23 protein-coding genes and 1 riboswitch are annotated in these 24,622 nt (G+C 68.1%); of the genes, 13 read left to right on the top strand and 10 right to left on the bottom strand.

The genetic code is table 11. The features are described 5' to 3' along the window. Positions 1–48: 48 nt before the first annotated feature. From C1704_RS09415 to C1704_RS09405, 3 genes are read right to left on the bottom strand one after another with little or no spacing between them, the layout of a single operon-like run. Positions 49–1,428 (bottom strand): sigma 54-interacting transcriptional regulator, encoded by a 1,380-nt coding sequence (locus C1704_RS09415; RefSeq protein ID WP_104302458.1) that lies wholly within the window; start codon positions 1,426–1,428, stop codon positions 49–51. Further along, entirely contained in the window at positions 1,425–2,021 is a 597-nt protein-coding gene (locus C1704_RS09410; RefSeq protein ID WP_104302457.1) for a hypothetical protein, read from the bottom strand. The genes C1704_RS09415 and C1704_RS09410 overlap by 4 nt, the downstream gene beginning before the upstream one ends. Further along, positions 2,011–3,429: a sensor histidine kinase gene (locus tag C1704_RS09405; RefSeq protein ID WP_104302456.1), complete on the bottom strand. Its 1,419-nt coding sequence runs from the start codon at positions 3,427–3,429 to the stop codon at positions 2,011–2,013. The genes C1704_RS09410 and C1704_RS09405 overlap by 11 nt, the downstream gene beginning before the upstream one ends. 58 nt (positions 3,430–3,487) lie before the next feature. Beyond that, positions 3,488–3,590, top strand: a riboswitch (TPP riboswitch). A 75-nt stretch (positions 3,591–3,665) separates the two neighbouring features. Here C1704_RS09405 and thiC point away from each other — a divergent pair. Genes thiC through C1704_RS09365 form a run of 8 tightly spaced genes read left to right on the top strand, consistent with a single transcriptional unit; the run spans position 3,666 to position 11,738 of the window. Beyond that, positions 3,666–5,546, top strand: a complete 1,881-nt coding sequence (gene thiC, locus C1704_RS09400) for a phosphomethylpyrimidine synthase ThiC (RefSeq protein ID WP_104302455.1) — start codon at positions 3,666–3,668, stop codon at positions 5,544–5,546. A gap of 12 nt (positions 5,547–5,558) precedes the next feature. Next, positions 5,559–6,593, top strand: coding sequence for an FAD-dependent oxidoreductase (locus C1704_RS09395; RefSeq protein WP_104302494.1), 1,035 nt, complete (start codon positions 5,559–5,561; stop codon positions 6,591–6,593). Then, positions 6,590–6,811 carry a sulfur carrier protein ThiS gene (gene thiS, locus C1704_RS09390; RefSeq protein ID WP_104302454.1) on the top strand — a complete coding sequence of 74 codons (222 nt, stop codon included), beginning with the start codon at positions 6,590–6,592 and terminating at the stop codon, positions 6,809–6,811. Before C1704_RS09395 ends, thiS begins: the two co-directional genes overlap by 4 nt. Continuing rightward, complete coding sequence (locus C1704_RS09385) at positions 6,812–7,597, top strand: thiazole synthase (RefSeq protein WP_104302453.1); 786 nt, start codon at positions 6,812–6,814, stop codon at positions 7,595–7,597. It abuts the gene before it with no gap. Continuing rightward, positions 7,594–9,201, top strand: coding sequence for a bifunctional hydroxymethylpyrimidine kinase/phosphomethylpyrimidine kinase (gene thiD, locus C1704_RS17775; protein ID WP_170064663.1), 1,608 nt, complete (start codon positions 7,594–7,596; stop codon positions 9,199–9,201). The genes C1704_RS09385 and thiD overlap by 4 nt, the downstream gene beginning before the upstream one ends. Continuing rightward, entirely contained in the window at positions 9,198–10,199 is a 1,002-nt protein-coding gene (gene bioB, locus C1704_RS09375) for a biotin synthase BioB (RefSeq protein ID WP_104302451.1), read from the top strand. The genes thiD and bioB overlap by 4 nt, the downstream gene beginning before the upstream one ends. Before the next feature lie 46 nt (positions 10,200–10,245). Beyond that, positions 10,246–11,124 carry an acyl-CoA thioesterase gene (locus tag C1704_RS09370; protein WP_104302450.1) on the top strand — a complete coding sequence of 293 codons (879 nt, stop codon included), beginning with the start codon at positions 10,246–10,248 and terminating at the stop codon, positions 11,122–11,124. Between the two features lie 50 nt (positions 11,125–11,174). Continuing rightward, positions 11,175–11,738, top strand: coding sequence for a peroxiredoxin (locus C1704_RS09365; RefSeq protein WP_104302449.1), 564 nt, complete (start codon positions 11,175–11,177; stop codon positions 11,736–11,738). A gap of 104 nt (positions 11,739–11,842) precedes the next feature. On the opposite strand, the gene C1704_RS09360 is transcribed toward C1704_RS09365, so the two are convergent. Both C1704_RS09360 and C1704_RS09355 read right to left on the bottom strand, forming a co-directional pair. After that, positions 11,843–13,336 carry an ATP-binding protein gene (locus C1704_RS09360; protein ID WP_104302448.1) on the bottom strand — a complete coding sequence of 498 codons (1,494 nt, stop codon included), beginning with the start codon at positions 13,334–13,336 and terminating at the stop codon, positions 11,843–11,845. Continuing rightward, complete coding sequence (locus tag C1704_RS09355) at positions 13,333–14,001, bottom strand: response regulator transcription factor (protein WP_104302447.1); 669 nt, start codon at positions 13,999–14,001, stop codon at positions 13,333–13,335. The genes C1704_RS09360 and C1704_RS09355 overlap by 4 nt, the downstream gene beginning before the upstream one ends. A gap of 118 nt (positions 14,002–14,119) precedes the next feature. Between C1704_RS09355 and C1704_RS09350 the strand changes: the two genes are divergently transcribed. Then, on the top strand, positions 14,120–15,157 hold the full coding sequence (locus C1704_RS09350; protein WP_146076065.1) for a hypothetical protein: 1,038 nt from the start codon (positions 14,120–14,122) through the stop codon (positions 15,155–15,157). A gap of 345 nt (positions 15,158–15,502) precedes the next feature. Here the strand turns inward: C1704_RS09350 and C1704_RS09345 are convergent, their stop codons facing one another. Continuing rightward, entirely contained in the window at positions 15,503–16,699 is a 1,197-nt protein-coding gene (locus C1704_RS09345; RefSeq protein ID WP_104302445.1) for a DUF4382 domain-containing protein, read from the bottom strand. Between the two features lie 137 nt (positions 16,700–16,836). Between C1704_RS09345 and C1704_RS09340 the strand changes: the two genes are divergently transcribed. The 3 genes from C1704_RS09340 to C1704_RS09330 all read left to right on the top strand — a co-directional run bounded on the left by C1704_RS09340 (position 16,837) and on the right by C1704_RS09330 (position 19,781). Continuing rightward, the gene (locus C1704_RS09340; RefSeq protein ID WP_104302444.1) at positions 16,837–17,733 is read left to right on the top strand and encodes a LysR substrate-binding domain-containing protein; all 897 of its coding nucleotides are present in this window, start codon (positions 16,837–16,839) and stop codon (positions 17,731–17,733) included. 105 nt (positions 17,734–17,838) lie between these two features. After that, entirely contained in the window at positions 17,839–18,816 is a 978-nt protein-coding gene (locus tag C1704_RS09335; protein ID WP_104302443.1) for a Bug family tripartite tricarboxylate transporter substrate binding protein, read from the top strand. Further along, positions 18,816–19,781 (top strand): M14 family metallopeptidase, encoded by a 966-nt coding sequence (locus C1704_RS09330; protein ID WP_104302442.1) that lies wholly within the window; start codon positions 18,816–18,818, stop codon positions 19,779–19,781. The genes C1704_RS09335 and C1704_RS09330 overlap by 1 nt, the downstream gene beginning before the upstream one ends. A gap of 2 nt (positions 19,782–19,783) precedes the next feature. Here C1704_RS09330 and C1704_RS09325 read toward each other — a convergent pair whose 3' ends face one another. Then, on the bottom strand, positions 19,784–20,752 hold the full coding sequence (locus C1704_RS09325) for a hypothetical protein (protein ID WP_104302441.1): 969 nt from the start codon (positions 20,750–20,752) through the stop codon (positions 19,784–19,786). Then, entirely contained in the window at positions 20,736–21,404 is a 669-nt protein-coding gene (locus C1704_RS09320; RefSeq protein ID WP_104302493.1) for a phosphoribosyltransferase, read from the bottom strand. The genes C1704_RS09325 and C1704_RS09320 overlap by 17 nt, the downstream gene beginning before the upstream one ends. 254 nt (positions 21,405–21,658) lie before the next feature. On the opposite strand from C1704_RS09320, the gene C1704_RS09315 reads away from it, so the two are divergent. Further along, positions 21,659–22,090, top strand: coding sequence for an Hsp20/alpha crystallin family protein (locus tag C1704_RS09315; protein WP_104302440.1), 432 nt, complete (start codon positions 21,659–21,661; stop codon positions 22,088–22,090). A 21-nt stretch (positions 22,091–22,111) separates the two neighbouring features. Here the strand turns inward: C1704_RS09315 and C1704_RS09310 are convergent, their stop codons facing one another. Both C1704_RS09310 and accC read right to left on the bottom strand, forming a co-directional pair. Further along, entirely contained in the window at positions 22,112–22,582 is a 471-nt protein-coding gene (locus C1704_RS09310; RefSeq protein WP_211286909.1) for a VOC family protein, read from the bottom strand. Next, complete coding sequence (accC, locus tag C1704_RS09305; RefSeq protein ID WP_104302438.1) at positions 22,579–24,612, bottom strand: acetyl-CoA carboxylase biotin carboxylase subunit; 2,034 nt, start codon at positions 24,610–24,612, stop codon at positions 22,579–22,581. The genes C1704_RS09310 and accC overlap by 4 nt, the downstream gene beginning before the upstream one ends. Positions 24,613–24,622 lie beyond the last annotated feature (10 nt).

The raw sequence follows: 24,622 nt of genomic DNA, 5'->3' as shown, positions 1-24,622 counted from the left end.
TTGTCGCTGAATGGCGACGTGAATTCCTTACGCCTCGGTAAGTGCTTGTCAGGACGCCGGTTTTTCCTGTCGCTCGTCGGCGACAGACCCTTCCTGGCGGAAAAGTTCCGGCGTGAGGCCGTGTTTCTGCAGCAGACGGTAGAACTCGGTGCGATTGCGCTCGGCCAGCCGGGCCGCGTCCGCCACATGGCCATCGGTGAGCTTGAGGAGCCCCACCAGATAGTCCCGCTCGAAGCGCCGGCGCGCTTCGGCATAGCCAAGCACTTCCACGCTGGGCACGCGCAAGGCACGCTGCACCAGGCTCAGGGGAATGAGCGGCGTGGTGGACAGGGCGCAGACCTGTTCCACCACATTCACAAGCTGGCGGACATTGCCCGGCCAGGGGGCGGTGGCCAGGGCCTTGAGGGCATCGGGCGCAAAGCCGTTGATCTGCTTGCCATACTTGCGCGCCAGCCGCTCGACGAAGTGCTGGGCCAGCAGGGGAATGTCCTCCCGGCGCTCGGCCAGCGAGGGCAGGGTGAGCGTCACCACGTTCAGCCGGTAGTACAGATCCTCGCGGAACTGACCCTCCAGCAACGCTGCATCCAGGTCGCGGTGGGTGGCCGAGACGATGCGCACGTCCACCGGCACGCTCTGGCTGGCGCCCACCGGGCGCACGCTGCGCTCCTGCAGCACGCGCAGCAGCTTGACCTGCAAGGCCAGCGGCATGTCGCCAATCTCGTCGAGGAAGAGGGTGCCTCCGTCGGCCGCCTGGAAAAGCCCCCGATGGTGGTTCACCGCTCCGGTGAACGCGCCCTTGACGTGGCCGAAGAGTTCCGACTCCAGCAGGGCCTCCGGGATGGCGCCACAGTTCACCGCCACGAAGGGGCGGCTGGCGCGCGGGCTGGCCTTGTGGAGGGCCTGGGCCAGCAGCTCCTTGCCGGAGCCGCTGGGGCCGCGGATCAACACCGAGGCGTCGGAGGTGGCCACCAGCTTGGCCTCGGCCAGCAGATCGGCCATCGCCGGGGAGCGGCTCACGATGGCGTCCCGCCACGGTTCGCGCGCCGTATGGTCACGCGACGACGGCGCCACGAGAGCCAGGGCCTGGGCGATGCGATCGAGCAGGACCTTGCCATCGAAGGGCTTGGTGAGGTAGGTGAACACCCCCCGCGAGGTGGCGTCCACCGCATCGGGGATGGTGCCGTGGGCGGTGAGCAGGATCACGGGCAGCGCCGGATGTCGCGTGCGGATGGCGTCGAACAGCGCCAGCCCATCCATGCCGGGCAGCTGCACGTCGCTGAGGACGAGATCGGGCCGCTCCACGCTGAGCTGGGCGAGGGCGGCCTCGGCTGTTTCAACGGTCTGCACCTGGTAGCCGGCCGCGATCAGCCGCATGGACAGCAGGCGCAGCAGGTCAGGGTCGTCGTCGACCAGGAGGATGCGGCTCATGGCGTCGGTCGAGGGTCGGAGGCGGCGGGTGCGGCAGGGCTGCCCGGGCGTTGGGTGAGGCTGCGCTCGATGGCCTTGAGGGCCTCGAGCTGCTGCTGGGCTTGTTCGAGGCGTCGCTGGGTGTCGCGCAGCTGCTGTGCCTGGCGCTCCGCGTTTTCCTCGGCGCGGCGCTGTTCGGCATAGCGCGATCTGAGCAGCCTTGCCCAGGGTAACCACTCGGTTGCCTCGGGCGTCGGTGCGCGCAGCAGCGCCTCCAGCAGCCCCAGGGCACGCGCCATGTCGCCGTTGCTGCGCGTGTAGCCCAGCACGGTGGCCAGTTCCATCGTGGCGGCCACGGATGCGCCCGGGTCGCCGATGCGGGCGATTTCCTGCTGCAGCTCTGCGGGGCTCAGCGTGCGCACGCGATCGTGATAGGCGGCAAAGCGCCGGGCCACGGCATCGGTGGACTCGACCACAGGCACGGCCACCGGCACTTCCACGCGCACTGGCATCGGCACCGGACGCACCTCGGTCACCTGTGGCATGGGTGCACAGGCCGCCAGGCCGATGGCGGCCCCGAAGGCCAGCGAGCGATAGAGCCAGTCAGACAGCATGGATGAACTCGATACGGAAATGGGCGCCGGGCGCGTTCGGAAGCACCTCGATGCGACCGCCATGGGCCGCCACATACTCCTGCACGATGGACAGCCCGATGCCTGTCCCCCGAGCGGCGCCAACGGGCTGACGTTCCCCGCGGTAAAAGGGTTCGAAGACACGGGCCTTGTCAGCATCACTGATGCCTGGCCCCTCGTCGAGGATGTCCAGCCAGACGCGGTCACCCTGTGCCTGCAGCGTCACCCGGATGCTAGCGCCCACAGGGCTGTAGCGTATGGCATTGGACAAAAGGTTACGAAATGCGGTGCCGATCTTGTCGCGGTCCACGGCCAAGGCAGGCGCCTGGCCCGACAGGTGGACCGTCACCTGCTTGGCCTGCCACTGTAGGCGCTGCTCGTCGATGCGCTCGCGCAGCAAGGCCAGCAGATCGGTGGGTTCGCGCTGAAGCCGCCGGGCCTCGAAGGCGGCGGCGTTGAAGCGCAGCAGGTCTTCGATCTGCTGCTGCAGCATCAGGGTGTTCTGGCGAAGGATGGCCACGATCTCGCGCTGGTTGTCGGTGAGGGTGCCCGCGACACCGTCTTCGAAGAGGGACACTCCCTCCCGCATGGCCGCCAGTGGCGTCTTCAGCTCGTGCGAGACATGCCGCAGGAAGCGCGCCTTGTCGGCATCGATGTCGGCCAGGCGCAGGCGCAGCCAGTCCAGGCGGCGGCCCACCTCGCGCACGTCGGCCGGGCCCCGGATCTCGATGGGCTCGTCGAGACGGTTCTCCCCCAGCGCCACGATGGCGCGCTCCAGCCGCTTGAGCGGCCGGGCCAGCCACAGGCCGAACACCAGCGCCAGCACCAGCGCGACGACGATGGCAGCCAGCACCTGCCGGCCCAGCTGCGCCCGGCTGGCATCGAGCGCCGCCTGCAGCGCTCGGTTGTGATCCTCGTTCGCAGCGCGGACCTGAGCCGTCAGCGTCGCATGAAGGTCCACCAACCGGCCGAAGGACTCGCTCACCCCGCGCTCGCGCAACCCCACGGTCTCGCGTGGCCCCTGCAAGAGCAGGTGGATCTGATCGACCGACTCCTGCCAGGCCGACTGTTGTGCGGGGGTGGCATGCTCCTGGAGCTGCCCGAGCAGGGTCCGGGCATCGGCCGCGGCCTGCTCGAAACGCTCCCGCAGGGCCGGGTCGTCGAGCACCAGGTACTGGCGGGCGGAGCGCTCCATCGTGGCGAGCAATTCGCCCAGGCCCTGGGCCTGGGCGCTGAGCACCACGGCGCGTTGCGCTCCTTCGCGCGAACGGTTGACCAGATCCTCCAGCGTGTAGAGCCCGCGCAGCAACACGGCCGCCAGCAAGGCAGCAATCAGCAGGAAGGCCACCAGCAGCAACTGGCGGAAGGAGATGCGGGTGAGACTCAGCATGGACAGCCGGCCACTATAGCGGCCGCCTTGACGCCTTGCCGAAAACGCACCTACACTGCCGCTCGCTCCGGGGTGCACTGCGTGCTGAGATGGCGGTTGACGCCAAACCCGATGAACTTGATCCGGTTAATACCGGCGGAAGAAGAGCTGAATCTGTCCCTTGCAGCCGGCCCCTTGGGGTCAGCCCGCGCCCAGGGGCACTTTCCGGAGCATCCATGAACCGGAAAGGAGCCCGCATGAACGCCCCCGACAAGTTTTCCCAGCAGCTGGCTCAGGCCCGCGAGCCGTTTCCTGCATCCACCAAGGTCTGGGAAGCCGGTAGGCTGCACCCGAGCGTGCGTGTGCCGATGCGGGAGGTGAGCCTGACCAATGGCGAGACCGTCACGCTTTACGACACCTCCGGCCCCTACACCGATCCGCAGGCCACGATCGACGTGCGCCGCGGCCTTCACCCCCTGCGGGCGCCCTGGATCGACATGCGCGCCGACACGGCCATGTACAGCGGCCGCGCACCCCAGGCGCAAGACGACGGCCTGAGCCATGAGGCCCAAGATCGCCTTGAGGCCCTGCGCGCCCAGGCGGCGGGCTTGCAGCGCCGTCCGCGCCGTGCGTTGGCGGGCGGCAATGTCACGCAGATGCACTACGCCCGCCGCGGCATCGTCACGCCCGAGATGGAGTTTGTCGCGATCCGCGAGAACGGGCGGCGCGCATGGATGCGTGAACACCTGGCCGATGCCGGGCGAGAGGCCCGCCTGCGCGGCCAGCCGCTGGGCGCTCAGCTGCCCGAGGTCATCACCCCCGAGTTCGTGCGCGACGAAGTGGCCCGTGGTCGCGCCATCATCCCGGCCAACATCAACCATCCCGAGCTCGAGCCCATGGCCATCGGGCGCAACTTCCTCGTCAAGGTCAACGCCAACATCGGCAACTCGGCCGTGACCTCCAGCATCGAGGAAGAGGTGGAGAAGCTGGTGTGGGCCATCCGCTGGGGTGCCGACACCGTGATGGATCTGTCCACCGGTCGCAACATCCACACCACACGTGACTGGATCCTGCGCAATTCGCCCGTGCCCATCGGCACCGTGCCCATCTACCAGGCGCTGGAGAAGGTGGGCGGCGTGGCCGAGGACCTCACCTGGGCCATCTTCCGCGACACCCTCATCGAGCAGGCCGAGCAAGGGGTGGACTACTTCACCATCCACGGCGGGGTGCGGCTGGCCTACATCCCGCTCACAGCGCAGCGGCGCACCGGCATCGTGTCGCGCGGCGGCTCCATCCTGGCCAAGTGGTGCATGGCCCATCACCGCGAGAACTTCCTCTACACGCACTTCGAAGAGATCTGCGAGATCATGAAGGCCTACGACGTGAGCTTCTCGCTGGGCGACGGCTTGCGGCCGGGCTCGCTGGCCGATGCCAACGACGAGGCCCAGTTCGCCGAGCTGCGCACGCTCGGTGAGCTGACGCAGATCGCCTGGCGCCACGACGTCCAGACCATGATCGAAGGGCCAGGCCATGTGCCGATGCACATGATCCAGGCCAACATGGAAGAGCAGCTCAAACACTGCCACGAGGCACCGTTCTACACCCTCGGGCCGCTCACCATCGACGTGGCTCCTGGCTACGATCACATCGCCTCGGCCATTGGCGCGGCCATGATCGGCTGGTTCGGCACGGCCATGCTGTGCTACGTCACGCCCAAGGAGCACCTGGGCCTGCCCGACCGCGACGATGTGAAGCAGGGCCTGGTCGCCTACAAGATCGCAGCCCATGCCGCCGACATCGCGAAGGGACACCCCGGCGCGAGGGCGCGCGACGACGCGCTGTCGAAGGCGCGCTTCGAGTTCCGCTGGACCGACCAGTTCAACCTGGGCCTGGACCCGGACACCGCGCGCGAGTTCCACGACGAGACCCTGCCCAAGGACAGTGCCAAGGTGGCGCACTTCTGCTCGATGTGCGGCCCCAAGTTCTGCTCGATGAAGATCACCCAGGAGGTGCGGGAGTTCGCCGCGAAGCAGGGCCTGGGGGAAGACCAGGCCCTGGCCGAAGGGTTGGCGGCGAAGTCCGCGGAGTTCCGCCAGGGCGGTGGCGAGTTCTACGTTCCGCTGCATCCGAAGGCCTGATCCATGGCTGCGATGTCCATCGGCATTGCCGGTGCCGGCCTGCTGGGGCGGTTGCTGGCGTGGCAGTTGTCGGGCGCCGGGCATAGGGTCACCGTCTTCGACCCTGCTGCAGGGCCGCTGGAGCGTGGCGCAGCCGCCTGGACGGCGGCCGGGATGCTGAGCCCGCTGGCAGAGCTCGAATGCGCCAGCACCGACCTCGCCCGGCTGGGCCTGCGCTCGCTGGTGCTGTGGCCCCGCCTCCTGACCGGCTTGCCCCAGCCGGTGGACCTGCGCTGCGAAGGCAGCCTCTTGCTGGCCCACGGTGCAGACCTCGGTTCGGCGAAGCGCCTGATCGATCTGCTGACGGCCAAGGCGCCCGAGGGTCACCGGCCGGAGCCCCTGACCATGCTGCAACTGCAGTCGCTGGAGCCTGGCGTGCAGGGGCCGGCTCATGCCTGGCTGTTGCGTGGCGAAGGGCAGATCCACACCGTGCAGGCTTTGCAGGCACTGGCCGCCGGTGCCACCGCCCGCGGCACCCGGTGGCGCTGGGGACAGGCCGTGGAAGAGATCCTGCCCGGTCGCATTGACGGCGAGCGCTTCGACTGGGTCTTCGACGTGCGCGGCCTCGGTGCGCGCCCGACGCTGCCCCTGCGCGGGGTGCGCGGTGAGATCTTCTGGCTGCACGCCCCCGGTGTGACGCTGCACCGACCGCTGCGCCTGCTGCACCCGCGCTGGCGGGTCTATCTGGTGCCGCGCCCCGGTGATCTGATCGTGGTGGGCGCCAGCGAGATCGAGTCCGAGGATCGCTCGCCGGTGTCCGTGCGCAGCACCCTGGCCCTGTTGTCGAGCGCCCACAGCGTGATGCCCGGGCTGGCCGAAGCACGCATCGTGCACAGCGAGGCCAACCTGCGTCCCGCACTGCCGGACAACCTGCCGCAGTTGCACACGCAACCCGGTCTCACGCGCATCAACGGACTGTTCCGCCATGGCTGGCTGCTGGCGCCTGCGCTGGCGGAGCAGGCCCTCGCGGCGCTCGATCTGTCGCGCATCGCACTGAGCCCCCCATGAACCCACAAGCCACTGCCTGCCGCGTCCTCGTGAACGGCGAGGCCTACGACGTCGAACCCGGCACCACGCTCGAGGGGCTGCTGGATCGCCTCGGCTTTGCGCCGCCATCCGTGGCCACGGCCATCGACGGTCAGTTCGTACCCCGGCAGCAACGGGCGAGCCGTGTGCTGCAGGAGGGGGACCGCATCACCTGTTTCCAACCCATCGTCGGAGGCTAGATGCACGCAGACGACTTCCTCCTCGGCGGCGTGCCCCTGCGCAGCCGCTTCCTGCTCGGCACGGCCGGCTATCCCTCGCCCCAGGTGCTGCGCGAGGCCATCGCGGCCTCGGGCGCCGAGGTGGTGACGCTGGGCCTGAAGCGTCAGCTCGCCACTGGCGCCGGCGACAACGGCTTCATCGACATCGTGCGCGAAAGCGGCGCACGCCTGCTGCCCAACACCGCCGGCTGCCGCAGTGCCCGTGAGGCCATCACCCTCGCGCACATGGCGCGCGAGCTGCTGGAGACGCACTGGATCAAGCTGGAGGTGGTGGGCGACGAGCACACGCTCCAGCCTGACCCCTTCGAACTGGTGAGCGCTGCGGCACAACTCGTGAAGGACGGCTTCGAGGTCTTTCCCTATTGCACTGATGACCTCGTGAGCTGCCAGCGGCTGCTCGACGTGGGGTGCCGCATCCTGATGCCCTGGGGGGCCCCCATCGGGTCGGGGCAGGGCTTGCTCAACCCCTGGGCCCTGCGCACCCTGAGAGCCCGGCTGCCCGACGCCACGCTCATCGTCGATGCCGGCATCGGCGCACCGTCGCATGCCGCCCTGGCCATGGAGCTGGGCTTCGACGCGGTGCTGCTGAACTCGGCCGTTGCACACGCCACCGACCCCGTGGGCATGGCCACCGCTTTCCGCCATGCCATCGAAGCAGGGCGCTGGGGCTGGCGCAGCGGCCTGATCGCGCCACAGGACATGGCCGTGGCGTCCACCCCCGTGGCCGGCCGGCCCTTCGATCTGTGAAGCCGCCCATCGTCTGGAGCATCGCCGGCTCCGATTCGGGCGGCGGCGCCGGCCTGCAGGCCGACCTGAAAGCCTTCGACGCCTTCGATGTGCATGGCTGCACGGCCGTGGCGGCCGTCACCGCCCAGCATTCGCGGGCCGTTCAGCGCATCGACGTGATGGAGCCCGAGGTGCTGGAGGCCCAGCTGGCGGCACTGGCCGATGACCTGCCGCCGCAGGTCCTCAAGCTCGGCGTGCTGGGCAGTGTCGAGAACGTGCATTGTGTCGCGCGCTGGATCGACCGCCTGCGCGCGCGCGGCCCCGTCGCCGTGGTCCTCGACCCGGTGCGCGGCGCCACCACGGGGGCCCGCTTTGCCAACGAGGCCGTGCGGGCGGCGTTTCTGGCAGAGCTGCTCCCGCGCGCGACGCTGGCCACGCCCAACCGTGTCGAAGCGGCCTGGCTGCTGGGGCAAGACGCCCTCACCGAAGACGAGATGCCGTCGGCCGCCCGGGCCTTGCGGGCCTTGGGCGTCCAGGCCATTGCCATCACGGGCGGCGATGCCGGCGGTGCGTTCGCGCGCGACTGGATCGCCACGCCACAGGCCGAAGGCTGGCTCGACGCTCCACGCCTGACAGTGCCACATCACCATGGCAGCGGCTGCGTCTTCGCCAGCTCGGCCGCTGCAGCCCTGGCTTGGGGCCACTGCGAAGCCGATGCCCTGGTGCTGGCCAAGATGGCCACCACGCAGGCGCTGCGCTGCGGCTATCCGGCAGGGCAGGGGGCTGGGCCCGTGCGGCCCACCCGCGGCTTCGCTTCCCGCTTCGAGAACCTCCCTCGCCTGCGTGAGCCTGGCTGGCCCCTTGACGGTGCAGGGCAGGGGGGGTTCCCCCCGCTTGCCCAGCCGTTCCTCGGACTCTATGCCATCGTCGACACGGCCGACGCCGTTGTGCGCGTCCTCGAGGGCGGCGCCCGGGCGGTGCAGCTGCGCATCAAGCAGGCGGCGTCCCACACCCTGGAGCACGAGGTGCAGCGCAGCGTGCGTGCGGCTGCGTCGGTGGGCGCCCAGCTTTTCATCAACGACCACTGGGCCCTGGCGCTCGCCCACGGCGCCTACGGCGTGCATCTGGGCCAGGAAGACCTCCTTCGGCTCACGCCGGACGACTGGGCCGCCATGCGCCGCGCCGGCCTGCACCTGGGGCTGAGCACCCACAGCCACTGGGAGGTCTGCCGCGCCCTGGCTCTGGAGCCCAGCTACATCGCCTGCGGTCCCATCCATGCCACGGCCACGAAGGACATGCCCTGGATCCCGCAGGGCGAGGACAACCTCGCGTACTGGTGCCAGTTGCTGGACCGGCCCGTGGTGGCGATCGCAGGCATGGATGCCCCCCGGGCGCGTGAAGCGGCCCGCTGCGGTGCGTCCGGGGTGGCTGTGCTGCGCGGGATCACCCAGTCTGCCGATCTGCCGGCGGCCGTCCGGGGCCTGCAAGCAGCCATCCACGAGGGCGCCTGGGCAGCTCGCCGACCCGCGCCTGCCCGGGCCCGACCCACCCTGCCCGGACCCGTACCCCTCAGCCTCGGCGATACACTGCCGGGCCACGCTGCACCTGACGCCCTCGCGCCATGACCAACACCACCGCCTCGCCCCAGCCCGTCCATCTCGTGCGCCCCAGCCGGCCTGCTGAACCACGCGCCGTGCGCTGGCCCCGTGAGGCCGTGCAGTCCCTGTTCGAGCAACCCTTCAACGATCTGCTCTTTCAGGCCCAGCAGGTGCACCGTCAGCACTTCGATGCCAACGAGGTGCAGCGCTCGACCCTGCTGTCGATCAAGACCGGCGGCTGCCCCGAAGACTGCAGCTACTGTCCGCAGTCGGTGCACTATGACACCGGCGTCGAGGCCGGCAAGCTCCTCGATGCTGACGAGGTGCGCCGTGCCGCGCAGGCCGCGAAAGAGCAGGGCGCCAGCCGCTTCTGCATGGGGGCTGCGTGGCGTGCGCCGAAGGACCGCGACATCGAGAAGGTCGCCGAGCTGGTGCGCACGGTGAAGGACCTGGGCCTGGAGGCCTGCTGCACCCTGGGCATGCTCACCGACACCCAGGCCCGCACACTCAAGGACGCCGGCCTGGACTACTACAACCACAACCTCGACACCGCCCCGGAAGCCTACGGCCGCATCATCAGCACGCGCGACTACCAGGACCGCCTCGACACCCTGGAGCATGTGCGCTCGGCCGGCCTGCACGTGTGCAGTGGTGGCATCGTGGGCATGGGCGAAACGCGCGAAGAGCGCGCCGGGCTGATCGCCCAGCTCGCCAACATGGAGCCCTATCCCGAATCGGTGCCGATCAACCACCTGGTGCAGGTGGAGGGCACGCCGCTGCACGGACTGGACCCGCTCGACCCGCTCGAGTTCGTGCGCACCATCGCCGTGGCACGCATCACCATGCCCACCGCCCGGGTGCGCCTGTCGGCCGGCCGCCAGCAGATGAGCGAGGCCGTGCAGGCCCTGTGCTTCCTGGCCGGGGCCAATTCCATCTTCTATGGCGACAAGCTGCTCACCACCGGCAACCCGGACTGGGAGCGTGATCAGCGCCTCTTTGCCAAGCTGGGACTGCGCAGCACCTGACGCCAACTGGACAGCGCCTCCTGCGCGCTCATGCCATCATCTCGGCATGAAACCCGTTGTCCAGGAACTTGTCGAGCTGCTGCAGGTGGAGCAGCTCGAGCACAACCTCTTTCGTGGCGTGAGCGGCGACATCGGCAGCCCACGCGTCTTCGGCGGCCAGGTGCTGGGGCAGGCCCTGATGGCGGCCGCCCGCACGGTCGATCCGGCCCGCCGCGTGCATTCCCTGCATGCCTACTTCCTACGCCCCGGCGACAAGAACGCCCGCATCGTCTATGACGTCGATCGCATTCGCGACGGTGGCAGCTTCACCACGCGGCGCGTGGTCGCCATCCAGCACGGCCAGCCCATCTTCAATTTCGCCGCCTCCTTCCATGTGAAGGAGGAGGGCGCCTCCCACGCCAGCGCCATGCCTGCGGTGCCCGGCCCGGACGGCCTGGCCAGCGAGTGGGAGCTGCGCCAGGCCTGGCTGCACAAGGTCCCGGAAGCGCTGCGCGGCGTGCTGCATGCCGAGACAGCCATCGAGATCCGCCCAGTACAGCCGCTGGACGCCTTCAACCCACCACCTGCGGCCCCGAGCAACGATGCCTGGTTTCGCTCGGCCGACCAACTGCCCGACGACCCGCTGCTGCACCAGGCCATGCTTGCGTATTCGTCGGATTTCGGGCTGCTGCGCCCGGCGCTGATGCCGCACGGCCTGAGTTTCTACAAAGGTAACGTGCAGGTGGTCAGCCTGGACCACGCGATGTGGTTCCACGACGACTTCCGCATGGACGACTGGCTGCTCTACGCCACCGAGTCTCCCTGGGCGGGCGGGGCGCGGGGCTTCAGCCGCGGGCAGATCTACACCCAGCGTGGCCGTCTGATCGCCTCCGTGGCCCAGGAAGGACTCATGCGGCCTGTAAGGTCATCGGGCAGGAAGCAGTAAGGCCTTTTCCTGCGCGGCCATACTGGCGCCGACACTTCGGAGAGTTCGAGATGACGACATCCCTCACCCGCCGTGCCGTCCGTCGTGCTGTTGTGGCATTCCCGCTGGTGTTTCTGCTGTCCGCGGCTCAAGCCATGCTGCGTCCTGGCGACAAAGCCCCCCTGTTCACAACCGAGGCCGCCCTGGGGGGCCAGACTTTCCAGTTCCATCTCGCCCAGGCCCTCCAGCAGGGTCCCGTGGTGCTGTACTTCTACCCCAAGGCCTTTACCTCGGGGTGTACCTACGAGGCCAATCTGTTTGCGGAGGCCAGCGAGCGCTTTGCGGCGGTGGGTGCGACCGTGATCGGGGTCTCGAATGACGACATCGACACCCTCAAGCGCTTTTCCGTGGAGGCCTGCCGCAACAAGTTCGCCGTGGGCGCTGACAAGGACGCGCGCATCATCCGCGCCTACAAGGCACAGATCGCCTCGCGCCCCGACATGGCCGATCGCATTTCCTATGTGATCGGCACCGACGGCAGCATCGTCCATGTCCACCGGGGCGCCAACCCGGAAGGGCACGTGACCAGTACTCTGAAGGTGGTAGAAGGTCTGAGAGGCGTGAGTGTCCGGTGAGGGATCAGTGAAGTGTTCGCTGCCTGATCAATTATTTGACATAATATACATTATCGCCACTTAAGACGAGGTGGCCGAATGCTCTCCATCGATCACCCGCGGACTCAAGCCCCTTGGGGCAACTTCAGCCCGGCACGCGTGCCGTGCGCATCTGGCGCGCTGGAAGCCGGGCTCGCCTGAGCCGAGGTCGCCATGGGCGTGGCCTGGAAATCGATCCAGATCGCAAAGCCGCGACCGTCCAGGCCCTCATCCATGCCAATCATGGCGCCGTGAAGTTGCGCGATGCGCGCCACCAGTGAGAGGCCGATGCCGCTGCCTCGCCCGCCTGTGCCTGGCACACGGTAGAAGCGATCAAAGATGCGGTGACGCTCGTGTTCGGGGACACCTGGTCCGTTGTCTGCCACGCGCAGACGCACGCGACGGTCTCCAGGGCTCAACTCGATGGACTTGCATGAGACTTCGCAGCGGCCGCCTTCGGGCGTGTAGCGCAGGGCGTTGTCGATCAGGTTGCGCACCAGCACCCCCAGCGCATCCACCTGGCCGTGCACGCTGCACGGTTCCAGATCGAGGCCGATGCGCTGGCGCCGGCTGCAGGCCACCGCTTCGAAGTCGTGCGTGACCAGCGCCACGGTCTCGAACAGCTCCACGGTATCGTCGGGCTTGAGATGGGAGGCATCGAGCCGCGCCAGGTCGAGCAGTTGCTCAGACAGACGCGCACTACGCTTCACGCCGGCAGTCAGGCGCTGGAGCGCCGCTTGTCGGTCTTCGGGCTGCTGCGCCGTGGCGGCCAGTTCGGCATGGGCCAGCAGACCGGCCAAGGGGGTACGCAGTTCATGGGCTGCGTCGGCAATGAAGCGTTTTTCCGCCTGCACTGTGGTGTCGAGCTGGCCCAGCAAGCCGTTGAAGGACTCCACCAAGGGGCGCACTTCCGACGGCAGGCTGCCCACCGGCAGGGGCTGGAGGTCCAACGGCTGGCGTCGGCGCAAAGCCTCGCGCAGGGCACCGACCGGCCGGAACGACCAGTGCACCACGCCCCAGATGGCGCCCTTGAGCAGGATGAGCACCAGCACGGCCGAGATCAGGCTGATCTGCGTCCAGGCATGTACGTCGGCCAGCAGCACCCGCTTGGGTTTGCCCACTTGCACCTGCAGCTGGCCGGTGGCATCGGATATGGCATAGACCCGCCAGCGTTCACCGTTGATCACGGTTTCGGCAAAACCATCGCTGAAGTCGGGCTTGAGGGCCTCGGTCGGGGCGTCCGGTGACGCCATCACCACCCTCTCCCGCCGATCCCAGGCCTGAAAGCTGATCTTGTCTCCGCCATAGTCGGCGCCTGCGGGCAAGCTGAAACGAGGGCTGTCGGCCAGCTCACCCAGTTGCGCTGGCATCGACAGCAGCACCTGGGTGCCGATGTTGCTCAGCATCTTGTCGAGCACGCCGGTCTGCTGGCGGCCGAACTGATAGACAAAGCAGCCCACCCACGTCAGCCAGAAGAGTCCCAACAGCGAGAACAGCACCACCAGCAGGCGGACCTTCAGTGAGCGCGCCCGCGGACATTCCTGGGCCTGCAGGGGCTCGCATGGGCGGGCAAGGCTCATGCCATGGTCTCCTGGGCAATGCGGTAGCCGAAGCCATGCACGGTGGTGATCAGCTGGTCTCCGAGCTTGCGGCGCAGCTGGTGCACATAGACGGCAATGGTGTTGCTCTCGATGCTGCTGGAGCCACCGTAGACGGCATCCTGCAACTGGTCGCGGGTGACGGTGCGCCCACGCCGCTCCATCAGGGCCAGCAAGGTCCTGTACTCGTGCACACTGAGCGCCACGCGCTTTCCGCCGCGCTCCACGCACTGTCGCGAAGGGTCGATCACGATGTCGCCGTGCGTCAGCACTGGGGCCACCCTGCCCTGCGCGCGCCTCAGCACGGCACGCAGACGGGCTTCGAGCTCATCGAGCTGGAAAGGCTTGACCAGATAGTCGTCGGCCCCGGCGTCCAGGCCCTGAATGCGGTCGCTGAGCTGGTCACGGGCGGTAGCGATGATGACCGGCGTGGGGTCGTAGCGCGTGCGCAGGAAGTGCAGCACCGACAAGCCCGAGCCCTGAGGCAGCCCCAGGTCGAGCAACACGGCCTGGTAGCCGTGGTCGGTCAACGCCAGGCGCGCGCCGGCGGCATCCCGCACGCAATCCACCTGCCAGCCGCCGCGCTGCAGGTGCTGCTGCAGGGCCGCCGCCAGCATCTCGTCATCTTCCACCACCAGCAGTTGCATGCTTGTCCCTCGATGGCGCCACCCACGGGCGCCCGATCGCCACTGTGCGCCCAAGCGATTAAAGAGTTCTTAAAGCAGCCGCCCCACCATGACCGCGGTGGACTTGATGGAGACCCGCATGCTTGCACGCACTGCCTTGATCCCCCTGCCCCACCCTGCGGCGCCGCAGACCACCGCGGCACATGCCAACATTGTGCCGCCGGGCTGGCCTGACGAGGCCACCGCGGCCATGCCCGGTCTCTTCCTTCGCCACTGTCTGTCCTTGCGGGAGGACCGCGTCCGGCAGGTGGAGGCGCGGGGGGATGCCGAAAGCCTGCTGTGGGAAGCTCCCCGCAGACAGGTGGTGCAACGCCACTATCGGCACCCCCTGCCTGGCGGCGGGCCGGAGTCGTCGGGCGCGACCGACCTGCATGCCCTGCTGGATGCCGATGGCTGGCCCGTGGCGTGGTGGCAGCGCTTCGTGCTGGGTCCGGCCTCCTGGCCGGCCTGGGCCTTGCCTTATGCGATCGAGCATCAGTCGATGTATGCCATCGAGGCCGACCCTGGGACTTCCGCCCCGAAAACGGCCTTTTCCCGTCCGCAGGCGCCGCATCTGAAGCAGCACGCCTTCTACATCGAGAGCTTCATGGATGAACTCGCCCACGCCACAGGCCGCGATCCCCTGGCCTACCGCCTGGGCCTGCTGGAGGCTATGCCGGTGCATACCCGGCTTCTGCAACATGCTGCGCAGCGCATCGGGTGGGGGCGGTCCTGTGTGCCTGGCCGAGGCCTCGGTCTCGCACTTGCCGGTGCCGGCGGGGTGGCGGTCCAGGTGATGGATGTGTCTGCCGGTGGGGCGCATGGCCTGTGCATCCATCGCGTGGTGGTGGCCGTGACGTGTGCGCCCAGCGAAGACCGCGTGACGGCGCAGGCGATGGTGGCTGCGTCGGTCCGGGCCAGCCTGAAGGTGGCGCTGGAAGGGCTGCGGCCCGGTCCTTCCGCCTGGCATCCGGATCGGGATCCGCCGGAGATCGTCGTGGACTGTTTCGAGCAAGAGGATGTCGTCACGCCAGCGCCCGAGCGGGCTGCCGCGGCCACCCTGCCTGCCTTGTGCAACGCGCTGTTCCTTTGCACGGGCCAGCGCGTGCGCGAGTGGCCGGTGTCTGCCGGCCGTTGAGCCCGCGCGGCTCAGCGCTGCGGGGCCAGGGGCAGGAAGAGCAAGGCAGACACGCGAGAGCGCGGCCGCGGCGCCGTCGTTGGCGCGACAGTCTTTGCCGCGGGCGCTGAAGAGGATGGTGCAGCGCTCCGGCTGTGTCTTGGGGTGGGCGCGGGGCTCGCCTGACGGGTTGGCCGTTCAGCGTCGGCTTGCGATGGGGTGCCGGGCAGTGCACGCCAATGTTGTGTAGACCACATGGAACACCTCGCTTCGGTTGGAACGATGCGAGGCATTCTGGAAAGACGCGTTTAAGAACTTCTTAGCCGCAACCCCACAGGGGCTGCGGCTTTCGACCAGTGGTCGAGTTCAGGGAGCGAAAACGAAGTCGGCGGTCTGGTCGGCCGACGACAGATCCACCTCGGCCTGCTGGCTGTCCTGGCCCGGAACGCGAGCCTGGATGGTGTAGCGTGCCGCCGTCCCGGCATCCGGCGTGAAGGTGTAGGACGTGGCTGCTGGATCGTAGGCTGTGAAGGCCGCGGCCGCCACGGGCAGGCTGAACAGGTAGACCCCCGTGTCAGCATCCACCGGTCGCGCCGTCCACTCGATGGTCTGCCCATTGACCGTCTGGAGGGCGCGCACCATCGCATCGGGCACGTCGGACGAACCGCCGGTGCTCACCACGCCGGAGACCGAGCGCGTGTCGCTGTCGGTCAGCGCGATGGGAGTGGACGACGTGTTGATCGTGGTGCGGCCCACGTCCGACACCGGCACGCCCGTCATCACCAGCGTCACGCGCCCTTGGGCGGTGATGACGAGGTCGTAGTTGCCGGCCGGCACGGGCGACAGCAGGAAGCGCCCCTGCGCGTCAGTCACCGTCGCGCGGGCCACCAGGCCATCCTGCTGGAGCGACACGGCAGCACCGGAGGGAGGCAAGGCCGTCAGGTGGCCCAGCACCGACAGCGCCCCGTTGTCCACGCGCGGGATGGCGGTGAGCACCGGCTTGAGCAAGTAACGACCGGAGTTCCCGGCTCGCACCACCGACTTGCAGGCGTCGAAGTCGAGCACCACATCCGCCATTTCCCCTTCTTCGACGACCAGGTTGACGGGGATTTTCAGGCCGGTCTGCTGCGCGCTCGGTGTCTGCAGGGGCACTTCGTTCTGGCCCGTGGGGACGAGCGAATTGGCCATCGGCTCTTGCGGCGAATTGGCGGCAAGCACCAGACGCAACTGGGTGTAGGTGCCGACCGGCAGGGTCGTGGTGCCGAGTTCTTCCAGCACCCCGTTGGTCAGTGTGAGCAGGTCCACACGACGCGGCGGGTCGAGCACGAGGCTCTGCCAGCCGCTGTCGGTGTCCGTGGCCTCGCTGCTGCGGTGCACGTCCACACGCACCACCGTCACGTTGACCTCGTCATAGCCGCAAGCGGGCGCATCGGTCAGCGCCACGCGCAGGCTGCCTTGGCCCGATACTGACGGGCTACCTCCCCCACCGCCACATGCGGCCACCAGGGTGGTGAGGGCCAGCATGGCACTCGCCATGCGCAAACGCGTCCAGAACCTGTTCATGACGTCATCCACTCCGACAAGGCTTCAATGAATGGGAGGTTATCCCATCCAAAGGGATGGGAGCGACCCGGCGACGTCACAATCGTTTCCGGCCGTAACGAGCCCCCCCTCCTTCGCGTCCCCGCTGAAAGCCTCCCATGCAACTCAAATGGCTCGAAGACCTGCTGGCACTGGCAGAGGCCGGTACCCTGGCCAAAGCGGCCCAGCAACGGCACGTCACCCACCCAGCCTTTGGACGGCGCATCCGTGCCCTCGAGGCCTGGGCAGGCACGCCCTTGATCGACCGCGCTGCCACCACCTTGCGCTTCACACCCGAGGGCCAGGCCATGCTGGAAGCTGCCCGGGAGGCGCTCGCCGCCCTGGCGACCGCACGCCGGCGGCCTGTCGGTGACACAGAAGACCTCCCGCTTCGCATTGCCACGGGACGCACCCTTGCCCGCACCCTGTTCGCCACGTGGTACGCACGCATGGCGCCCTTGATCGGATCGCGCCCGGTGCAGGTCTCGACCCGGGTGGTGCAGGAAACGACCAGCCTCCTTGAGAACGGCGCCGCCGACTTCATGCTCACCTACTTCCATCCCGTGCTCGCTTTGCGGCTGGACCCGCGCCGCTTCACCCACCTGCGCCTCGCCGACGAAGCTTTGTGGCCCGTGAGCGCACCCGACGACCAAGGGCGTGCGCTGCACGCGCTGTCGCGCCGCCGCCCGTCTCCCTGGCTGCCGTACACCACCAGCCTGGCGCTGGGGCGGCTCCTGGAAGACCACCTGCACAGCCAGCTCAAGCCGCCTCGGCTTCGCATCGCCATCGAGTGCGACTCGGCCGACGCCGCCCACGAGTTTGCGCTGCGCGGTTTCGGCATCGCCTGGCTGCCCCGCTCGATGGTGGCGGCCGACTGCCGTGCCGGCCGGCTACACAAGCTGGGGGACCGCAGTGACGAGATCCGTCTGGAAGTGCGCCTGTACCGCCCACGCCGAAGGCTGCCTGCCTGGGTGGAGGCACTCTGGGAAGCCAGTGCCGACATGACTTCCGAGTGAAGGTGCAGTGTGCTGAATCGGCACCACAATGTGCCGGATCGGCACATCCGAGAAGTGGCCGGAACCGATCATTGACGTCATCCACCCACCAGAAGGAGACGCCCCATGCAACTCACCCGCCGCGCCTTCCAGGCCCTGGCTGCCACGGCTGTGCTGCTTTCCGCCCCCGCCTGGGCCCAGTCGGGCCCCTACCCCAGCCGCCCGATCACGATGCTGATCGGCTATCCACCGGGCGGCAGCACCGACCTGACCGGACGCACCGTGGCCGACGAGCTGGCCCGCATCCTCAAGACCACGGTCGTGGTCGAGAACCTTGGGGGTGCCGGTGGGGCTCTGGCGGCGCAGAAGCTCATCGCCGCGCCGGCAGATGGCTACACGCTGATGGTGGGAGCCAACAATGAACTGATCATCAACCAGCACATCAACCGGCAGATCAAGTACGACGGGCTGAAGGACTTCACGCCCATCGGCCTGGTGGCCTCCCAGCCCCTGGTGCTGGTGGCCTCGCCGAAGGCCGGGGTGAAGACCACCGCCGAGTTCGTCGAGAAGGTCAGGCGTCAGCCTGGCCAGTTCAGCTACGGCAGCTCGGGCGTGGGCACCTCCCTGCATCTCGCTGGTGAACTGGTGAAGGAACGCGCCGGACTGGACCTGGTCCACGTGCCCTACCGTGGCGTGGCCCCGCTCACGACCGACCTGCTGGGCAACACCATTGAGTATGGCGTTTATGTGCTCTCGTCGGGGCTGCCGCATATCCGCGCCGGCAAGGTGACGGCCCTCGGCACCACGGAGGCGAAGCGCTCGGCCCTCACCCCCGACATCCCCGCGCTGTCCGAACACCCGGCCATGAAGGACATCGACGTGAGCACCTGGTTCATGCTCGTCGGCCCGCCGGGTCTGCCCCAGCCAGTCGTTCAGACCCTGCGGGCAGCCCTGGACGAGGCTCTGAAAGCGCCAGCGCTGCGCCAGAAGCTCGAGGCATCCGGATCCACCGTGGTGAACGCCCAGCCGGACCTGCGCGCCTTCATGACCGCAGAATCCGCGAAGTTCAAGCGCATGGCCGAAGTGGCCAAGATCGAGCCCTGATGCCCATGACCGAGTTCCTGCTGCCCGCTCCCGACCTGTCCCGCTGGCGCGCCGGCAACACCGGCACCGAAGGCGTCTGGCGCTTCGAGGGGGCGCAACCGGGCCCCAAGGTGGCCGTCGCGGCCCTCATCCACGGCAACGAGCTGTGCGGTGCCTGGGCGGTGGCCGGCCTGCTGGAGCAGTTGGCCCACGGTCTGCGCGTGCGCCGTGGCCAGCTGACACTGCTGCTTTGCAACCTGGCCGCCTTCGACCGCTTCGACCCGGGCGCGCCCGATGCCTCGCGCTTCGTCGAGGAAGACCTCAATCGGCAGTGGAGCCTTGATCGCATGGCCTCGGCCAGCAGCCTGGAGCGGCGCCGCGCCGCCCAGTTGCGGCCCTGGCTGGAAGACGCCGACCTTCTGCTCGACCTGCATTCCATGCACGAGCCGGGCAGCCCGCTGCTGCTCACCGGCACCCTGCCGCGGCACGTCGCCTTTGCGCGCCGGCTCGGCCTGGGCGGCCATGTGGTGATCGACGCCGGACATGCGGAGGGCACCCGCCTGCGAGACTTCGGTGCCTTCGGTGAGCCGCAGGGCTCGGCCCAGTCGCTGCTGATCGAATGCGGCTACCACGGTGACCCGTACAGCCGCCATGTGGCCGAAGATGCGGTCTACCGCCTGATGCAGTGCGCGGGCTGTGTCGATGAAACGGCCCTGCCGCCGCAGTGGCGCCTGGACACCGAACCTGCACGCTGGTCCCTGACGGTGACCGACGCCGTGGTGGCGCGCAGCCTCGATTTCCAGTTCGCGCAGCCCTGGCGCAACCTCGAGGTGCTGCCTCACCAGGGCACGCTCATCGGCACCAATGCCGGCGAGCCGGTCCTCAGTCCCTATGACGATTGCGCGCTGGTGATGCCCTCGCTGCGCCAGTTGCGCCCGGGCGTGACGGTGGTGCGTCTGGCGAGGCGTACAGCGCTGCAGGACTGAGCTCAGGCCGGCAGCCGCCAGTCCATCTGGTCAAGGGCTGCCAGGAAATCACTCACCCGGTTCGTTTCCAGGTGATCGATGCCTCCGGCGCCTGCCCGGCCGCCACCGCCAAAACGTCGGCACAGTGCATCGGCACTGCCGGCGCAGTCCCGAGGTGCACGCAGGCTGACCAGAAACCCGCCTTGCGGGCGCGCCTTGAGGACGGCTTGCGCTCGCGCCGGATCGCGCAGCACCAATTCGTTGGCCAGCACCCCCACCACGCGTCGGCTCCAGGGCGTGTCGGGCAGTTCCCGCACCACGGCCTGTGCACTCTCCCATCGCAGCGGGGCCCGCAGGCCTTGTTCGAGGTCCGCGCAGCGACGCTCGTCGAGCTGCGCAAACACCGGGTCGCGTGCCCAGGCCTGCAACGGGTCGGCATGTCTGAGCATGTGCTCGAAGAGTTCGCCTGGTGGCAGGTGCACATCTTCCACGGTATCGCCGTAAGCGTTGTAGTTGATGGCTTCGCCCAGACGCTGCAGCACGGCCCGCTGGGGGGCGTCCCAACCTCCGGCCGCGGCCAGCCCCTCGGCCACGGCGCCAAGGTTGTCGCCGTAAGTGCCCACCAGAGCCCAGGCGCGATGCCGACCTTGCAGGAAGCGATCCATCAGCAGGCTGGTGCACAGATGGGGGTCGCCGTCGAGGTGGGCTTGCAGACTCGGATGCACAGGCACCTCGCCTGGATGATGGTGGTCGAAATAGCGCACGCGCGCGCCTTGCGCCAGCAGACGCCGCAGCGCCGGACCGTTGCGTTGCATGGAAAGGTCGCACACGAGCACGTCGTCTCCCGGGCCGGCCTCCACCCGATCCAGCAGTTCGATGTCACGTTTCAGCCCGGTGACCAGTTCGGCAGCCGCCGGGTGGGCCAGTCGCCACTGCACCACGGCACACAAGCCGTCGGCGTCACCATTGCAGACGTCAATCTGGCGACTCATGGGGGTTTCCTTCAACGCTTTTCAGGGCTTCCAGCACTTCCGAGTCGGGCACCTGGTGGAAGTCATGGTAGTGGGCTCCCACCCCGCGGAACCATGCCGGCTGCATCAGGCAGACGATGCGGTCGGCCTCGTCCGCCAGCAAGGCCAGGCTCTCGGGCGGAGCCACCGGCACGGCCAGCACCACCGCCTGAGGCTGTGCCTGCCTCAGGGCTCGCAACGCTGCGCGCATCGTGGTGCCAGTGGCAATGCCGTCGTCCACCACGATCACGGTGCGGCCCGTCAAATGCGGCAGCGGCTTGCCTTGGCGGTAGTGAGCGCGCCGCCTTTCGATCTCCCGGACCGCTTCTCGCTGCTGCGCATCAAGGTAGGCAGCGTCCGCGCCCGTTTGCCGGCAACCTGCCTCATCCACCACCGTCTGGGGCGGATTCCCCTCCACCACCGCCGCAACGGCCAGTTCGGCTTGGTGAGGCGCCCCGATCTTGCGCACCAGCAGGAGATCCAGCGGCGCCTTGAGGCGCCGCGCAATCGGCGCCGCCACAGGCACTCCACCGCGCGGCAACGCCAGGACCACGGGCTGCCTCAGGTGCCAGCCTTCCAGCACCTCGGCGAGTTGCTCCCCCGCTTGATGCCGATCCAGGAAGATGTCATGCATGGCAGGTTTGGGGTTCGACACGGCCTTCACCTTTGATAGGTGGAGGATAGTCACCTTCCACCGCTTTGGTGCAGGACGTCGATCGTCACGTCGGGATGGTGCGAGCGTCGAGCGATCTCAAATGCCTCATCCCCCATCGGGCGCAAGGTTTGATGTCGCTCAATGCCACTTGCGCCCCGAAGCGCAGACTTTTCATTGCCCGGGGGGCCTGCCGCCGCGGGTGTGCGTTTCCAGTTCAGCGATGGAGATCAGTCATGAATCCTGCAAGAGTTCCCGACATTTTCAGCGCCGTTGACCCAGGAGAGGACTTCTTCCGCAGCTTCCTCAAGCCCTGGCGCCAGGAAAACTGGCCAGCCACCCCGCAGATCAGGATCGATGTCCATGAAGACGACCAGGGATACACGGTCAAGGCGGAGATCCCTGGCGTGCGCAAGGAAGACATCGATGTGCGCATCGAGGGCAACCAGGTCCAGATCGGAGCGGAAGTGAAACAGAACCAGGAAAACCGCGAAAAGGCTCGCGTTCTACGGACCGAGCGCTACTATGGATACGTCAGCCGAGCCTTTTCGCTGGCCCATGACATCGACCGCAATGCCGCCTCCGCGCGCTACCAGGACGGTGTCCTGGAGCTGAATCTGCCGAAGGCTGCCCAAAGCACCACCAGTCGCAAGCTGGCTGTCGAGTAAGGGGGCGAGTCCTGCAAAGCCTCATGACAACGCGGCGATGACCTCCGGCGGAGCCTGGACGAGCTCGATCAGTACGCCCTCCCCGCCCAGCGGGAACTCGTCGTTGCCCTTGGGGTGGACGAAGCAGATGTCGTGACCGGCGGCACCCTTGCGGATGCCGCCGGGGGCGAAGCGCAGCCCCTTGGCGCTGAGCCAGGCCACAGCCTGGGGCAGGTCATCCACCCACAGGCCCACATGGTTCAGCGGCGTGGCATGTACCGCGGGCTTCTTGTCGGGGTCCAGCGGCTGCATGAGATCCACCTCGACTGCGGTGGCACCGCGCCCGAGTTCGCAGATGTCTTCGTCGACGTTCTCCCGTTCGGAGACGAAGCTGCTCTTGACCTGCAGCCCCAGCAGATCGACCCAGAGCGCTCGCAGGCGCTGCTTGTCGGGCCCGCCGATGGCGATCTGCTGGATACCCAGCACCTTGAAGGGTTTGCTGTTCATGCTCATTCGAACCTCAGGATGGGCTGATCCACCGCCAGGCTGTCACCGGGGGCGGCCAGCACCTCGGCCACCACGCAGTCCTGCGCGGCGGTGAGGATGTTCTCCATCTTCATCGCCTCGATGACCGCCAGGCGCTCGCCGGCCTGCACGGTCTGTCCCACCTGGGCCAGCACCTGCGTGAGCAGGCCCGGCATGGGCGAAAGCAGGAACTTGCTGGTGTCGGGCGGCGCCTTGTAGGGCATCAGCTTGAAGAGCTCGGCTCCACGTGGCGACAGCACCTGCGCGTCGATGCGCACGCCGTTGTGCATCACCTGCAGCCACACGCCGTGGCGTTCGATCTGAGCGGTGAAAGGCTGCCCGTTGCAGCGACCGCTGGCCCTCACCCCGCCGAAACGCCAATCTTTGTCGATCTCGTAGGCGTGGTCGCCGACGTTCACCACCAGGGCGCCCCCCTCCTGGCCGGCCACCCGGACCGGGTGGTGGACATGCCGGCCTTGCTCGCCCTTGACGACCACCACGTGGTCGATGGCCACGCGCACCTCCCGCCCCGACATCTGGCCGCTGATGCCCAGCGCCCGGTCGCGGTACTTGCGGTGGGCGGCGGCCGCCAGCGCGACCGGAAAGAGCGGATCGTCGTGGGCCACATCCGAGGCGGAGAAGCCCTTGGGGTAGTGCTGGGCGATGAACCCGGTGTTGAAGCGACCTGCCTGGAAGTCCGGATGGGCCAGCAGCGCCGCCTGGAAAGGGATGTTGCTGGAGATGCCGCGGATCACGAAGGCGTTGAGGGCCTCGCGCATCCTGGCGATGGCATCTGCCCGGTCAATCCCGTGCACGATGAGCTTGGCGATCATCGAGTCGTAGTACATCGGGATCTCGCCGCCCTCGTAGACCCCGGTGTCGACCCGCACGCCGCCGCCCTCCGGCACGGGTTGCGCCGCCTGCATCGTGGTGTCGGGCGGCAGATAGCGCACCAAGCGTCCGGTCGAGGGCAGGAAGTTGCGGAACGGGTCCTCGGCGTTGATGCGGCACTCCATGGCCCAGCCGTGGCGGCGGATGTCGCCCTGGCCAAAGGGCAGCTGTTCACCCGCGGCCACGCGGATCATCAGCTCCACCAGGTCGAGTCCGGTGATGCACTCGGTGACCGGGTGCTCCACCTGCAGGCGGGTGTTCATCTCCAGGAAGTAGAAGCTCTGGTCCTTGCCGACCACGAACTCCACCGTGCCCGCGCTCTGGTACTTCACGGCCTTGGCCAAGGCCACGGCCTGCTCACCCATGGCCTTGCGGGTGGCCTCGCTGATGAAGGGGCTGGGGGCCTCCTCGATCACCTTCTGGTGGCGGCGCTGGATGGAGCACTCGCGCTCCCACAGGTAGACGACGTTGCCATGACCGTCGCCCAGCACCTGGATCTCGATGTGGCGCGGCTCCTCGACGAACTTCTCGATGAAGACCCGGTCGTCGCCGAAGCTGTTGCGCGCCTCGTTGCGACACGAGGCGAAGCCCTCATGGGCCTCCTTGTCGTTGAAGGCCACACGCAGACCCTTGCCGCCACCGCCGGCGCTGGCCTTGATCATCACGGGATAGCCAATCTCGCGCGCGATCTCCACCGCCCGCTCGGGCGACTCGATCGCGTCGTTCCAGCCCGGGATGGTGTTGACGCCAGCCTCCTGCGCCAGCTTCTTCGAGGCGATCTTGTCACCCATGGCTGCGATGGAATAGTGCTTCGGGCCGATGAAGACCAGGCCCTCCTCTTCCACGCGGCGGGCGAAGTCCTCGTTCTCGGACAGGAAACCGTAGCCCGGATGGATGGCCTGGGCCCCGGTACTCTTGGCCGCCGCAATGATCTTGTCGGCCACCAGGTAGGACTCACGGCTGGGCGCCGGCCCCAGCAGCACGGCCTCGTCGGCCAGTTCCACATGCAAGGCGTCCTTGTCGGCCTCGGAGTACACGGCCACCGTCTGGATGCCGAGCTTCCTGGCGGTCTTGATGACGCGGCAGGCGATCTCACCGCGGTTGGCAATCAGAATCTTCTTGAACATCTTGAGGCTC

Origin of the sequence: Caldimonas caldifontis, assembly GCF_002930615.1 — a bacterium.
Taxonomy (GTDB): domain Bacteria; phylum Pseudomonadota; class Gammaproteobacteria; order Burkholderiales; family Burkholderiaceae_C; genus Caldimonas; species Caldimonas caldifontis.
Note: the sequence above shows the minus strand (reverse complement) of the source record. Positions and strands in the feature narration are given on the sequence as shown.

Bases quoted from the DNA above. Each gene is read 5' to 3' on its own strand.
- C1704_RS09415 (WP_104302458.1), bottom strand. From the start codon at position 1,428: ATGAGCCGCATCCTCCTGGTCGACGACGACCCTGACCTGCTGCGCCTG.
- C1704_RS09410 (WP_104302457.1), bottom strand. From the start codon at position 2,021: ATGCTGTCTGACTGGCTCTATCGCTCGCTGGCCTTCGGGGCCGCCATC.
- C1704_RS09405 (WP_104302456.1), bottom strand. From the start codon at position 3,429: ATGCTGAGTCTCACCCGCATCTCCTTCCGCCAGTTGCTGCTGGTGGCC.
- thiC (WP_104302455.1), top strand. From the start codon at position 3,666: ATGAACGCCCCCGACAAGTTTTCCCAGCAGCTGGCTCAGGCCCGCGAG.
- C1704_RS09395 (WP_104302494.1), top strand. From the start codon at position 5,559: ATGTCCATCGGCATTGCCGGTGCCGGCCTGCTGGGGCGGTTGCTGGCG.
- thiS (WP_104302454.1), top strand. From the start codon at position 6,590: ATGAACCCACAAGCCACTGCCTGCCGCGTCCTCGTGAACGGCGAGGCC.
- C1704_RS09385 (WP_104302453.1), top strand. From the start codon at position 6,812: ATGCACGCAGACGACTTCCTCCTCGGCGGCGTGCCCCTGCGCAGCCGC.
- bioB (WP_104302451.1), top strand. From the start codon at position 9,198: ATGACCAACACCACCGCCTCGCCCCAGCCCGTCCATCTCGTGCGCCCC.
- C1704_RS09370 (WP_104302450.1), top strand. From the start codon at position 10,246: ATGAAACCCGTTGTCCAGGAACTTGTCGAGCTGCTGCAGGTGGAGCAG.
- C1704_RS09365 (WP_104302449.1), top strand. From the start codon at position 11,175: ATGACGACATCCCTCACCCGCCGTGCCGTCCGTCGTGCTGTTGTGGCA.
- C1704_RS09360 (WP_104302448.1), bottom strand. From the start codon at position 13,336: ATGAGCCTTGCCCGCCCATGCGAGCCCCTGCAGGCCCAGGAATGTCCG.
- C1704_RS09355 (WP_104302447.1), bottom strand. From the start codon at position 14,001: ATGCAACTGCTGGTGGTGGAAGATGACGAGATGCTGGCGGCGGCCCTG.
- C1704_RS09350 (WP_146076065.1), top strand. From the start codon at position 14,120: ATGCTTGCACGCACTGCCTTGATCCCCCTGCCCCACCCTGCGGCGCCG.
- C1704_RS09345 (WP_104302445.1), bottom strand. From the start codon at position 16,699: ATGAACAGGTTCTGGACGCGTTTGCGCATGGCGAGTGCCATGCTGGCC.
- C1704_RS09340 (WP_104302444.1), top strand. From the start codon at position 16,837: ATGCAACTCAAATGGCTCGAAGACCTGCTGGCACTGGCAGAGGCCGGT.
- C1704_RS09335 (WP_104302443.1), top strand. From the start codon at position 17,839: ATGCAACTCACCCGCCGCGCCTTCCAGGCCCTGGCTGCCACGGCTGTG.
- C1704_RS09330 (WP_104302442.1), top strand. From the start codon at position 18,816: ATGCCCATGACCGAGTTCCTGCTGCCCGCTCCCGACCTGTCCCGCTGG.
- C1704_RS09325 (WP_104302441.1), bottom strand. From the start codon at position 20,752: ATGAGTCGCCAGATTGACGTCTGCAATGGTGACGCCGACGGCTTGTGT.
- C1704_RS09320 (WP_104302493.1), bottom strand. From the start codon at position 21,404: ATGCATGACATCTTCCTGGATCGGCATCAAGCGGGGGAGCAACTCGCC.
- C1704_RS09315 (WP_104302440.1), top strand. From the start codon at position 21,659: ATGAATCCTGCAAGAGTTCCCGACATTTTCAGCGCCGTTGACCCAGGA.
- C1704_RS09310 (WP_211286909.1), bottom strand. From the start codon at position 22,582: ATGAGCATGAACAGCAAACCCTTCAAGGTGCTGGGTATCCAGCAGATC.
- accC (WP_104302438.1), bottom strand. From the start codon at position 24,612: ATGTTCAAGAAGATTCTGATTGCCAACCGCGGTGAGATCGCCTGCCGC.